The organism is Alteromonas hispanica, from assembly GCF_010500915.1.
GTDB lineage: Bacteria > Pseudomonadota > Gammaproteobacteria > Enterobacterales > Alteromonadaceae > Alteromonas > Alteromonas hispanica.
Genome location: NZ_JAAAWP010000014.1, coordinates 59338 through 72117 on the forward strand (window position 1 = coordinate 59338; position 12780 = coordinate 72117).

At 43.6% G+C, this 12780-nt stretch carries 10 protein-coding genes; 3 read left to right on the top strand and 7 right to left on the bottom strand.

Features of this window, described 5'->3' with window-relative positions:
- Positions 1 to 481: 481 nt before the first annotated feature.
- From GTW09_RS16485 to GTW09_RS16495, 3 genes are all read right to left on the bottom strand, one after another.
- On the bottom strand, positions 482 to 1498 hold the full coding sequence (locus GTW09_RS16485) for an aspartate-semialdehyde dehydrogenase (protein ID WP_163112741.1): 1017 nt from the start codon (positions 1496 to 1498) through the stop codon (positions 482 to 484).
- Between the two features lie 176 nt (positions 1499 to 1674).
- Complete coding sequence (locus tag GTW09_RS16490) at positions 1675 to 2883, bottom strand: 4-phosphoerythronate dehydrogenase (RefSeq protein WP_163112742.1); 1209 nt, start codon at positions 2881 to 2883, stop codon at positions 1675 to 1677.
- Between the two features lie 92 nt (positions 2884 to 2975).
- On the bottom strand, positions 2976 to 3731 hold the full coding sequence (locus GTW09_RS16495) for a class II aldolase/adducin family protein (protein WP_163112743.1): 756 nt from the start codon (positions 3729 to 3731) through the stop codon (positions 2976 to 2978).
- Between the two features lie 94 nt (positions 3732 to 3825).
- Here GTW09_RS16495 and GTW09_RS16500 point away from each other — a divergent pair, with 94 nt between their 5' ends.
- A complete protein-coding gene (locus GTW09_RS16500) occupies positions 3826 to 4506 on the top strand; it encodes a Crp/Fnr family transcriptional regulator (RefSeq protein WP_163112744.1) in 681 nt (226 codons plus the stop codon).
- Between the two features lie 104 nt (positions 4507 to 4610).
- Here GTW09_RS16500 and fabB read toward each other — a convergent pair whose 3' ends face one another.
- Positions 4611 to 5825 carry a beta-ketoacyl-ACP synthase I gene (fabB, locus tag GTW09_RS16505; protein WP_071979991.1) on the bottom strand — a complete coding sequence of 405 codons (1215 nt, stop codon included), beginning with the start codon at positions 5823 to 5825 and terminating at the stop codon, positions 4611 to 4613.
- A 455-nt stretch (positions 5826 to 6280) separates the two neighbouring features.
- Between fabB and mnmC1 the strand changes: the two genes are divergently transcribed.
- Positions 6281 to 8407, top strand: a complete 2127-nt coding sequence (gene mnmC1, locus GTW09_RS16510; RefSeq protein WP_163112745.1) for an FAD-dependent 5-carboxymethylaminomethyl-2-thiouridine(34) oxidoreductase MnmC1 — start codon at positions 6281 to 6283, stop codon at positions 8405 to 8407.
- Between the two features lie 124 nt (positions 8408 to 8531).
- Here the strand turns inward: mnmC1 and GTW09_RS16515 are convergent, their stop codons facing one another.
- From GTW09_RS16515 to GTW09_RS16525, 3 genes are read right to left on the bottom strand one after another with little or no spacing between them, the layout of a single operon-like run.
- Positions 8532 to 9260, bottom strand: a complete 729-nt coding sequence (locus GTW09_RS16515; RefSeq protein WP_071979993.1) for a FlgO family outer membrane protein — start codon at positions 9258 to 9260, stop codon at positions 8532 to 8534.
- Positions 9261 to 9262: 2 nt separating this feature from the next.
- Entirely contained in the window at positions 9263 to 10027 is a 765-nt protein-coding gene (locus GTW09_RS16520; RefSeq protein ID WP_163112746.1) for a FlgO family outer membrane protein, read from the bottom strand.
- Between the two features lie 4 nt (positions 10028 to 10031).
- A complete protein-coding gene (locus GTW09_RS16525; RefSeq protein WP_420809560.1) occupies positions 10032 to 10640 on the bottom strand; it encodes a FlgO family outer membrane protein in 609 nt (202 codons plus the stop codon).
- Positions 10641 to 11196: 556 nt separating this feature from the next.
- Here GTW09_RS16525 and GTW09_RS16530 point away from each other — a divergent pair.
- Positions 11197 to 12171 (top strand): Gfo/Idh/MocA family protein, encoded by a 975-nt coding sequence (locus GTW09_RS16530; protein WP_163112747.1) that lies wholly within the window; start codon positions 11197 to 11199, stop codon positions 12169 to 12171.
- Positions 12172 to 12780: the final 609 nt, after the last annotated feature.

The following is a 12780-nucleotide window of genomic DNA, read 5'->3' on the forward strand; positions in this document are numbered from 1 at the left end:
GTTGGCTTTGTTTTTATTTTCTTACTCTTTGCCGTCATTTTGATAGCAAATTAAGCGCGCTTACCTGTGACTTAGCCTATACACCTCAAAAGTCTTTCCGCATATCTCGTGGGGATGCATGAAACTAAGCTAAGTGTCTGACCAAGTGTTACTTTTCGTATGTTTAAAAACAACATCCTCAAACTATAAACCACTTGTGGTAGGCAATCTAGTTAGCGAGTACGTTTTACGGCGCTTTTTAAACAAAAGCATTAGCAAGACCGTCACATCGTTCAAATGCACTTTGCCTTGCCAACTCACCTGATTTGCCCATTTAACCATTTAGCTAATCTGTTGGCTCATCTGCTCTTTTGATTCCCCTGCCAATAGATTCATATCGGCAAGAAACTAAAAATGTTTATCTTTTACTTATCGTTACAACAACCTAGCAGCCCTGTTACTCCATTAACAGGACAATATGAACAAATTGTGCGACCAATTTTTACATATAGTCGCGAATAAGTGTCTCTGCAATTTGAATGCTATTTGTGGCTGCGCCTTTTCGAATATTGTCTGATACAACCCACATATTGATCCCGCAAGGATGAGTAATATCATTTCTAACTCTTCCAACATGAACCATATCGTTCCCGCAAGCACTGCTTACTTGTGTAGGAAACTGTTCTGCGCCCTCGTATAACGTAACGCCAGGAGCATCTGAAAGTAACTGTTTAACCTGCTCTGCATCAATCGGAGAATGCGTTTCTAGGTGAATAGCTTCAGCATGACCATAAAATACCGGAACGCGCACCGCAGTTGCATTAACCAAAATCGAGTTGTCACCCATTATTTTCTGCGTTTCCCACACCATTTTCATTTCTTCTTTGGTGTAATCATTTTCTTGAAACGCATCAATTTGCGGAATTGCGTTAAAAGCAATTTGGCGACTAAACGCATCGGGTTTTACTTCTCTAGCGTTAAGCAAGCCAGCAGTTTGTTTCGCAAGCTCTTCCATGGCTTCTTTACCTGCGCCCGAGACAGACTGATAAGTACTTACATTAATCCGCGATATACCCACCGCATCTTGAATAGGTTTAAGCGCCACCATCATTTGAATAGTTGAGCAATTAGGGTTGGCAATAATATTGCGATTACGGAAATCGGCTAGGGCGTGGGCGTTTACTTCAGGAACCACTAATGGAATGTCAGGTTCGTAACGAAATTCCGATGTATTGTCGATAACTATGCAGCCCTCATCCGCTGCGAGCGGAGCATATTTGGCTGATATACTGCCACCCGCTGAGAAAAAACCGAACTGAACAAGAGACCAATCGAAGGCTTCTGCATCTTCTACTTCGATCTCTTCACCTTTAAAGGTAACGGTGCTGCCTGCAGAACGTTTACTTGCTAAAGGATATAGACGATTAATTGGAAAACCACGCTCTTCTAAAAGCTCAATCATAGTTTGCCCAACTAAACCTGTTGCGCCTAGAACTGCAACATCAAACGCTTGCGACATAATACTGTTTTCTCCTAAAAGTGAATGTGAAAGCCTAAAATAGGCTTATCGAAATTTATGAATTTTATACTCTACAAAAGGCTCGCTTAGTGCTTGTGCCTTTTAAATGTAAACTAAACCCTGTTGCTAAGTTTCTTAATGGGCTGTTCCACTGTCTCTTAATTAGCCTTCCTGAATTAGCCTGCCTGAATTAACTGAGCAGAGAAGCCTAAATCTTTAAAGGTTTTCTGAATTTCTTTGCTGGTGTTTGCTGGCAGTAATAAGGTGTGCGCACTGCACTCTCGCCTTTCTTGATCTTTTACTCGATAGTTTTTCCGTAATGAGGCAAAGTGAGCGCCCACATTTAAACCTGCATCGCCGGAATGAACACCGTCGTTATCGGCAATGGCCGTTCTCATCTCATTATCGTCTACAGCAACGTTATACACACGGTGAAAAACGTTAATAAGATCTTCAACTGATAGCCTAGTTGCTGTTGGATGTTGTAGCGCTGCGGCTAGAGGGGGAACACTATCTAGAAAATCTGACAGTTTTTTCGTGGCTGGCAGACCTGCTCGCTCGCAAATCTGTTCATAAATCATCTGAGTTCCGCGCACCTTCCCCTCTACGGAATGCCCAGCAATATGAGGCGTGACAAACCAACAATGGTCAAACAGTGCTGTATTAATGTTAGGCTCATTATCGAAAACATCTAATACTAAAACTGGCGGGCTAGGTTTATTAAACCGCGCAAGTAAGGCGGCCTCATTGATAACTTCGCCGCGGCAAGCATTAATAAGCAGCTGATGTGCGCCAAGCTTATCGAGAAACCCTTCATCTATCAGGTTTTCTGTTGGGTAAGGCCCTTCGCTAACAAAAGGTACATGGAGAGTAATAATATCGCACTGCGCTATATCGTTCATTTCAACAAAAGAGCGCTTATCCCCCGCCTCTTTTTTCAACGGATCGCACAGCATGTAATTAACGCTCAATGCGTCAAGTAACCTCGTCAATGCCGTTCCCACGTTTCCGGCACCAACAATGCCTACTGTAGAGTGATACAAATCGAGTTTTTTAGTTTTATGCGCGTGTAGCAATACGCTTAACACGTACTCAGCCACAGCAACTGCGTTGCAACCTGCTGCTGAACTATGCGCAATGGCACTACTGTCTAAGAAGCCCTTATCTAAATGATTTGTACCTGCTGTGGCGGTAGTCACAAACTGCAGTTTATTGGCATTTGTGAGTAATTCAGACGTTACCTTTGTGGTGCTGCGAAGGGCAAGTATATCAATGTCGATGAGATCGTTTGGCGTTATGTTTTGCCACGCATATGTGCGAACCTCACCCACGTCATCGAGATAATGCTGGCCAAAAGGTATAGTGTCTTCAAGAAGTATTTTCATGGCACTAAGTTTAACCCAAATTAGGCGGTTAGTAACCCAATTAAGCGGGCTAAACTTGTGCTCGTGTTGTGAGAGTGAAGATTTTTTAGTGGCTACTGGTCAAAACCAGGAAAACGTCTCTGCACACGACGCTTGATTCCGGGCCAAGCGAGTGCCCCACCGGCCTGCTTAGTTACCTGGGCAGCTTGTTCACGAATGCCTTGTAAAATTGCCGAGTGGATTGGAATAAGTTTTAGTCCGGTTGCCTGGGCTTTTAATTGTATTTCACAGGCGCGCTGTAAAATAAACATAAACAAAAAAGCGTCTGCAATATTGTCTGCGCAGGTTAACAGGCCGTGATTTCGCAAAATCATAAATTGGGTATCGCCTAAATCTCGCACCAAACGTACCTTTTCATCTGGATTAAGCGCTACGCCTTCATAAGAGTGGTAAGACAACGACGCTAAAGGAAATAGAGACTGCTGAGAATAAGGCTGAAGGCCATCTTCAAGCACAGACACAGCAACGCCTTCTGCGGTATGCAAATGAAGTACGCACTTCGCATCGTCGCGAGCTTCATGCACCGCGCTGTGAATGGTAAAGCCAGCAGGGTTTATATCGTACTCACTCTCCATTACCTTATTGCCATACAAGTCGACTTTCACCAAACTAGAGGCAGTCACCTCGTCAAACATCATGCCGTATGGGTTAATCAGAAAATGATGCTCTGGCCCTGGAACCCGAGCGGATATATGTGTAAAGATAAGGTCGTCCCAGCCATACATTGCAACAGCGCGATAGCAAGCTGCTAAATCGACCCGTGTCTGCCACTCTTCTTCGCTCACTTGAGACTTTACAGAATCACTCATTATTTACCCCTTACAAAAATATGAATTGGCTCTACCTTACCGTTGAAAACAAAGATAAACTGTCGCTTTAACGACATTGTAAGCATTTTGTTAAATGAATAATTTCAGGTCTGTTTTAGCAAGTTCATCGTGGTTTAGCTCCCTACCCGACCATTTAAAAGAAGCACTATTGAGCAAAGTACGAATTAAGCATTTAAAATCTGGTCAGCAGCTACATGCCAAAGGTGAAGAGGGTGTTGGTTTTTATGGTATCTGTGCAGGACGACTTAGAATTGTTACTGTAAACGTAGACGGCAGTGAGATGTTGCTGGCGCTGTTAGGCCCCGGCACCTGGTTTGGTGAAATATCTATGTTCGACAACCTCCCCCGAACTCATGATAGCGTTTGTGAAATAGACAGCACAGTTGCCATTATTCCTAAAAGCGCTTTCAATGAATTACTGCGAAAGTTTCCAGAGCTTTATCCTCATTTCACAGCGTTACTGTGTGCGCGAGTAAGAAGTGCATTTCAATTCATCGATTCAAGCGCTGGGCTCAGTTTGAAGCATCAATTAGTGAAAAGACTATTAATGCTTACCACCAGCTACGGGCAACACATTCCCAAAGACAGTGCTATCACGCTTACGCTGTCTCAAGAATCGCTGGCTCAAATGATAAATAGCTGTAGGCAAACAGTGAATAAACTTCTAGGCGAACTTCAGAATGAGGGATTAGTAAAACGACATTATGGAAAAATAACTATTCCACAGCCCAGTGAACTGTTCAAAAACTATTAACCTTCAATGCGACTAAACAAAAAGCCCCAGCGTTAATTGCAACGGCTGGGGCTTATAATCGTTTTTGTTTCGTTTTTAACTTGTAATGAAACTAACGTCTCATTTTAGTCTTGATAACGCTGCATCACTAAGGTTGCGTTTGTACCGCCAAACCCAAAGCTGTTAGACATCACCGTATTTAGCTGAGCGTCTCGCGCTTCGGTAACAATGTCTAAGCCTTGTGCTGCGTCGTCTAATGTATCTATATTGATTGACGGTGCGATGAAGTTATTTTGCATCATCAGTAAGCTGTAAATTGCTTCATTTACACCCGCCGCGCCCAGTGCATGCCCAGTAAGAGACTTTGTTGCACTTATGGGAACACCAGAGCTTCCAAACACTTCTTGAATTGCTGCTAGCTCTTTAACATCACCCACCGGCGTTGATGTTCCATGTGTGTTCAGGTAATCGATAGGACCGTTCACATTTTGCATGGCCATTTTCATGCATCGAATAGCACCTTCACCTGATGGAGCTACCATATCGAAACCATCTGAAGTTGCACCATAGCCTACAACTTCTCCATAAATGGTGGCACCGCGAGCAAGCGCATGCTCAAGTTCTTCAACGACAACCATACCGCCACCGCCAGAACTGACGAAACCATCACGAGCAGCATCGTAGGTACGCGACGCTACAGAAGGGTTATCATTATACTTTGAACTTAGTGCACCCATAGCATCAAACTGGCTTGAAAGAGACCAGTGCAATTCTTCACCGCCACCTGCAAATACAACATCTTGCTTACCAAGCTGTATAAGCTCTAATGCGTTTCCAATGCAGTGTGCGCTTGTTGCACACGCAGATGCGATTGAGTAGTTTACACCGCGTATTTTAAACGGCGTTGCTAAACAGGCTGAAACTGTAGAGGCCATGCACCGCGGTACCATGTAAGGCCCTACGCGCTTAACGCCTTTTTCGCGAAGAATATCGGCAGACAGAACTTGGTTTTCAGACGACGCACCGCCCGAGCCCGCAATAATGCCCGTGCGCTCATTTGAAATATCGCTCTCTTCAAGTCCAGAGTCGGCAATAGCTTGCTGCATTGCGACGTATGCATACGCCGCAGCATCGCCCATAAAACGCATGGCTTTGCGATCGATATGCTCTTTCAAATCAATGTCTAAATCGCCCCAAACCTGACTGCGAAGGCCCATTTCGGCGAACTGCTCTGAAAATGTAATTCCAGACTTACCTGCTTTTAACGATGCAAGTACGTCTTCTTTATTTACGCCGATGCTCGATACAATACCAAGACCGGTGATAACTGCTCTTCTCATAGTTTACCCTTTGCGTTGATGCGGCATATGTTAACGATTTTACGTCGTAAAGTGGTCTGCTTTGCACTTCAACACAAAACTGACTCTTTTTACACCCGTAAAGCGGTTCTCTTTATGTAACGTTTTTATAATTAGGCATTAACTTTTTGTCATTGATTCTTTGAGAACGCGCTTTTATTCGCCGCAACTCGTTATTAAGGTATCACGGATAGCAGAAGCATTAGTTCTATATGCGCAAGAGCGTTACAAATTAAAAAGTTTTACAGAAAAGTGATTATAGGCCTTGTAGAATATGCTGACAGTGAATAGCGTCAGTACTATTGCAATGCCCTAGTACGAAAAAAGTGAGTGGTCATAAGGGGCTTTAATAGACCAACGTTGAAACAATCACTGCAAAAAAACTCTCGATAATATAAATCCCCAAACGTCTGTTTAAAAAAGAGGTAAATGCGGTAGTGAAACCTAAACATGCACAAGTACATTTTAATGAAAACGGAACGCCCGTTGCCGATCATTTTGATGACGTTTATTTTTCTAATGACAGTGGCATTGATGAAACACAGCATGTATTTATCGAAGGAAACGATCTGCATCAACGTTGGACATCGTGGAACAAACCTAATTTCATAATTGCCGAGACAGGTTTTGGAACAGGTCTCAATTTCTTGGTAGTAATGAGAGAATTTAATGCCTTTCGACAAGCAAACCCGCAACATCCCTTAAAACACCTCTATTTCTTAACCACTGAAAAATTTCCATTGCCCAAAAAGGATATTGAACAAGCGCTATCAAGTTTTCCTTCCCTTGGGGCGCAAGCAAGTGCGCTTACAAAAGTCTATCCAATGGGTCTTGATGGCTGTCATAGATTACATTTTGAGGATTATGCCACAACGTTAGATTTGTGGATTGGCGACGTACATCAATTGCTTCCTCAATGGCATAGTCCTGAGGACGGGCTTGTGGATGCATGGTTCTTAGATGGCTTTGCCCCTAGTAAAAACCCGGACATGTGGACAGACACCCTCTTTTCGCAGATGGCAAGATTATCCAAAGACGGCACAAGCTTCGGTACGTTTACCGCAGCCGGCATAGTGAAACGCGGTTTAGCGAGCGTTGGGTTTACTATCAAAAAGCGCCCAGGCTTTGGCCGCAAACGAGATATGCTGACGGGAAGTTTTAATGCTAATGTAAACAATGACACCCCAACGACCGAAATGTCAGAGCACAATTCGATTGCTTCTGAGTCGCTGAAAACAATAAAGTCGAAGCTGCGAAAGCCGGAAGGCCCTTACTATCGCTATAACACTGCGCCGCTTTGCTCCTCTAGCAATGTGGTAGTGGTAGGCTCTGGTCTAGCCGCGGCAACTGTGTGCCTAGCGCTAACAAAGCGCGGTGTATCTGTTACCCTATGCTTTGATGGTGACACTCTTGCTCAGGGTGCATCAGGTAACCCTCAAGGCGGCTTTTACCCACAACTTCACAGTGAAGCCAGCATTGCTAGCCGACTTCAAGCCCATAGCTTTTTATACGCTAGACGCTACTACGACGGCATTTTTGCCGCCGTTGAAGATTCTGATACGGCAGCAAGCCGTAAAGATGCATCGAGTTCAAATACACATGATTTTTGCGGCGTTGTTCAATTAAGCTTTAACGACAAAGTGGAGACGCGCCAAACTAAATTGATCAACAACGATGTTTGGCCCCCAGAGCTAATAAGGCATATAAACAGCAAAGAACTCAGTGATATTGCAGGTTTAACACTGCCCTATGAAGGTTTATATATTCCAAGTGGTGGGTGGCTCTCTCCGCCAACGCTGGTAAACGACATTGTCGATTCGGCCTCGGCAACTGGCCTGTTAACGCTGAAACCTAACCATATTTTCGAGCGTTGCAATAAAACGTCAGAGGCTGGCGAGACGGAAGTTGTATTCAAAAGTGGTAAACGTATTTATGCAGATCATGTGGTGTTAGCACTAGGAGCTGGTGCAGTACATTCGGAAGCCTTCGAGGGTTTGCCACTAAGGCCCGTGCGCGGACAAGTTGAAGCCATCCCCACTCAATCGCCTATTGCATCACTCAAAACAGTACTGTGCCATAAAGGATATATGACTCCAGCTATGGACGGACGACATGCTCTTGGTTCTACCTACGTAAAAGATGACTTAAATGTAGAGCCTAGAGAAGAAGAAACTCAACAGAATCTTAGCACTCACGAACAAGCGCTTGCTCATACCGATATTGTCAGTCAGCTTAATCACGATAATGCAGCTAGAGCGGCAACAAGGCTTGGCTCTCCAGATCATCAGCCTGTTGTTGGTGCGCTGCATAACTTCACGGCACTGAAACCAGACTATGCCGATTTGGCTATAGGTAAGCCATTAAATCAGGTGAAAACACTGCCAAACGGCAACGTATCGACCTTAAGTTGCTTGGGTTCTAGAGGATTAACTACAGCCCCACTGATGGCCGAAGTGTTGGTAAGTTCGTTGCTTCAAGAGCCATTGCCATTGAACAACGATTTGCTAAATGCTGTAAATACATCGCGGTTTATGGTGAGAGAGGCTATTCGCGGCAATATGTAATGTTTGATGGGCTAAGCGCAACAAATGTAGGTTGCGCTTGTCAAAAAATTAGCAAGGTCGGAGAGTGCGCTAGTGAACGCTAATGAGCGATACTTGCTGTCTCTTGCATAATTCTTATTTAGATCTAGTCTTGAACCGTTGCAGGAGTGACGCGCGCCATTTTATTGAGATCCATAACGATAAAGGCCGGAATGTATACGTCTGCGCTAGCCACAATCTGTTTATTCTCAAGCGACACAATTCTAGCGTTAACACGAACGCCCCTGTCATCCTCTATTATGGTTCCAGTTACAACGTGGTCCATTTCAACACTTTTTGCCAGATATTGACTGCTGCGCGACATAACAAAATCGCCCTGAGGCGTGACCGTGATACCGCTTGAAAGCTTGAAGTCGACAACGGCAAGACCAAAGTCTTGTAACTCGGTAATCAGGTATTCAGATAGTTGGTTACCCAAAACTGTACTGTCGTTAAGACCCGCATTTAGGCGAACAAAACTAGCAATTCCAACTGCGTGTTGATGGGTTAAACGCGTGTTGTTGTCCATGAGTTCCATGGCCAATTGCGCTGCATAGTCATTTAACGCTTTGTGGGTTTTCGTTGGGAAAAAACCGCTTCTAATAGGATCTTTGTAGCCGGGATCGACTGCTATGTGCTGTTGATACTCTCTATCTCTAGAATCTGGTGTGTAAACAAGCCCTGAACGATTGGGCACAGCGACTGGTTTAGAGTCGTGCCTTATTTCGCCGTCTTCCCCTAACCAAAACGATCCTATCGAATCTGTGCTAGAGCAGCCCGATAACAAGGTAATGCTAACAAGTGCTGCTAATGAGTAAAGAATATTTCGGTTCATAATTAGCCCCGACTTAACTTCACGCCGTCACGCATTCCGCTTCGCTCACTTCCGTCACTGGGAATGAGTGCATCAACCACATAAAATGGCACTAACATCTGTGCGCTGGCAACCACTGCCCGCGACTCCATACCTAAAATGCGAGCATTAACCAGTACCCCACCCTGGTGCTTGGTCATGGTACCCGTGAGTACATATTCAATAGGCAAGCTACTGCTTAGCTCAAGATAATCTCGACTTAATACAAAGTCGCCTGCATCAGTAATGCGGATATACTCGGTAGCTTTAAAATCGATAACAGGTACACGAAACTTATGTAGTTCGTGAACAAATGATTCTGCCATTTGACGGCCTAACAAATCCGTTTGCTGAAGGTCGGTATCTAACAACGCAAAATGCGTTACGCCAATAGCGGTTTTTGTGTTCACGTATTCCATATTCGCAATGAGGTCTTGGGTCATGTTCTTTACATAATCACCAATGTGTTTGGTAAGCGGCCTACCTTTGTAGGCACCTTGAACACTTGAGTAAAGCGGCGGCTGGCCAATAGCACCATAAGCGTCCATCCCTTGATCTTCGCTTTCCTCATCATTTGATGCTCGCTTGGCGGGAGCACGATCTTGCGCGGTAATATCAATTACATTCATTGAGGGACGAACTGGCGTTTGCTCTGCAACCTCTTCGTCGTCCATCATCATGGAGCAACCGCTGAGGGTGAGGAACGATGCTGATAGCATAAGCGCTATTGTAGTCTTCATTTTTTTCATGGGCTTACCTTACACCTTCAGTTCTATACAACATGCCATTACGAGTAGTGACTTGCTCTTGCTGCCAAAAAATTTCCGCGGGAAAGAAACGGGTTGCAGCAGCAACTACATCTTTATTTCGGGCATCGATGATACGCGCGTTTACCATAGCTCCAGATTCCTGATAGACCATGGTACCTGTGATATAAAAATCGACACGCTCGATACTAGAGAGCTTTTCAATGTCTCGTGTCAGTATTCTGTCGCTTTCTTCACTTACAATTATATCGTTCGATAACTTAAATTCTTGAGTAGAAAAGCCTCTTTTCGTGGCCTCAGTCATCATGCCCTGCTCAAGTTGATGCCCTAACAACATAAGAGGATGCTGATGCTCTGGGCTATATTCCATTTTGTCCACGGGCACGAAGCCTACTACGGCATAACGAGATTGCCTTGCCGCACGCACATCTGCAAACAGCTCGTTTGCAAGCATATAGGTATAATATTCTACGTTGCCTAATGCAGAGATTGATGGGTCGGATTGAATTCTCTGCGCATTGTCTGTTGATGACGATGAGCACCCTGATAAGACCATAGATGTTGCAGCAACTAATGTGACAACGTTGCACGCCATAGATTTTAGCGGATTAAACATAATATATTTCCAAATGAAGCGCCGTATTGAAAAAGAAATCTTCCTGTTCTATGGAATCTGTCAAAAAAGCAGCATTAACAACCCAAAACAGTGCGCTAGGCCATACTATTTTTGCATTATTTACTCCATTCTAAGCAAGTTTTACACCAAGGCATTAAAAAGAGTATTAGTGCTAGGTTATTTATTAAAGTTAGAAACGCTTGTGCTTACGCACTCTCAAAGGGTAGAGAAAGCTATCACTATGCAGTTAAAAGTAACCTATTTGATAATTAAACGACGCAGAGCGACTAAAGCAGGTCTAAAAGCGGAAGATAGTTGCCGCCTTTTTATCTTGGCGTTCTACCCAACAGTGCCGCCGAGGCACCTAAGAAATACCGTAAACGAACTAAGGCTCAGCTCTTATTTTTAACTAATCTTTTTAAAGTAGACAGCGTTTAGACAATGTATTGGCATTGTGTGATCAACGTGTTTCTATAGTTTGATAAACGAGGTTATCGAATTTCAATTATTTGATAAGTAAAAAAGGACTAAACACATGCCGAAAACATCTGTTAATTGGGGAATACTGTCAACCGCGAGAATTGCTCACACATTTGCGAAAGACATTGTTCATTGTGCACAGGCCAACTTATATGCGGTTGGCTCGCGGCAGCTTGACAGTGCGCAAAAATTCGCTGCAACCTTCGACATTCCAAACGCTTACGGTAGCTACGAAGACCTGTTAAACGACTCAAATATTGATGCTATTTATATTGCCACGCCACATACCCTTCACGCCGACAATGCTATAGCAGCGCTAAAGGCAGGCAAACATGTATTATGTGAAAAACCTGTCACGACTTCACCTGAAGATTTAGAACGCATTATTAACGTAGCTCAAGTAGAAGAACGCTTTTTTATGGAAGCCATGTGGACTTATTTTTTACCCGCAATTAATAAGGCCGTTGAATGGGTTACTGCCGGTAGAATAGGTGAATTAATTCATACTAAAGCAAGCTTCGGGTTTACTATGCCCTACTCTGCAACCAGCCGAGAATATGCCCGAGAACTCGGTGGCGGTTGTCTATTAGACATGGGCATTTACCCAGCAGCATTTGATGCTTTATTCAATCACGCCGACACGCCTCCTATTTTGTTACACTGCGATGTAGCGCCAAATGGCGCCGATAATGACGTATTGTGGATGTACAAAAATAGTAAATCTGTGTCGTTGTTGCACAGCAGCTTTAAGAGCAATTTAGGTAATGATGCGTTACTTATTGGTACAAAGGGGACAATAAAAATACCTGACTTTTGGCGCGCAACAGAATGCACACTATTCAAAGGACTCGATAAAGAAGAGCATTTTGCAGATAACCGCAAAGGCAGTGGGTTTGAATTTGAAATAAGCCATGCATGCCAGAACATATTAAATAAAAAACACGAGTCTGATGTTGTGTCATTCGCAGTATCTCGAAGGTTTCAAGAACGCTTGCACAGCATTAGCAACAACATTAATCAATGGACTTAATTCGAAGCCTGGCACTTTTTCATTAAGGGTTTACGCTCTAAATCTTGATGAATTTAAGAGCCAATCTGCAACTGGCGAATTAGCCTTAAGATACTCACTTTGGAGTTTTTCTTTTACTATAAATAAGTACAACTTTTCAAATTTTTTAATCGACAAAAAATAAAAAGGAAACAATCCGTATTTCAGCACTTTGTTTTCAGGCGCTCAGTGTAAATTATTGATGAGCGTGTGTTTTCGTGCGACAGTAACGAAAACGTCGAGGGATATGCGGAACTTTTCCACCTTGCATAAAGGATTTTTTCCGTACACTAAGTTGTTAGGCGTCATTTACTTACAGCATAAAAATGTGGGTTCAGACGTGACATTACAGCATCAAGGTTGTTTCGCTAGGTTGTCTTTACGGCTTGCTTTTTCGGTAGTTTCAACGGCTTTAGCAACGCGCTTTTCTTCAACATCGCAACGCCAACATTTTGCATCACCAACTTTCTAAACTCGTTCTTTTATCCAGCAATGTCGTTAACATCTGGCTTTTCGCACAGGGTTGTTTTATCTTAAATTCAATAATTTAAATACGCGGTCTATTTGGCTAGTGGTGGCAGCAAAGCTGCG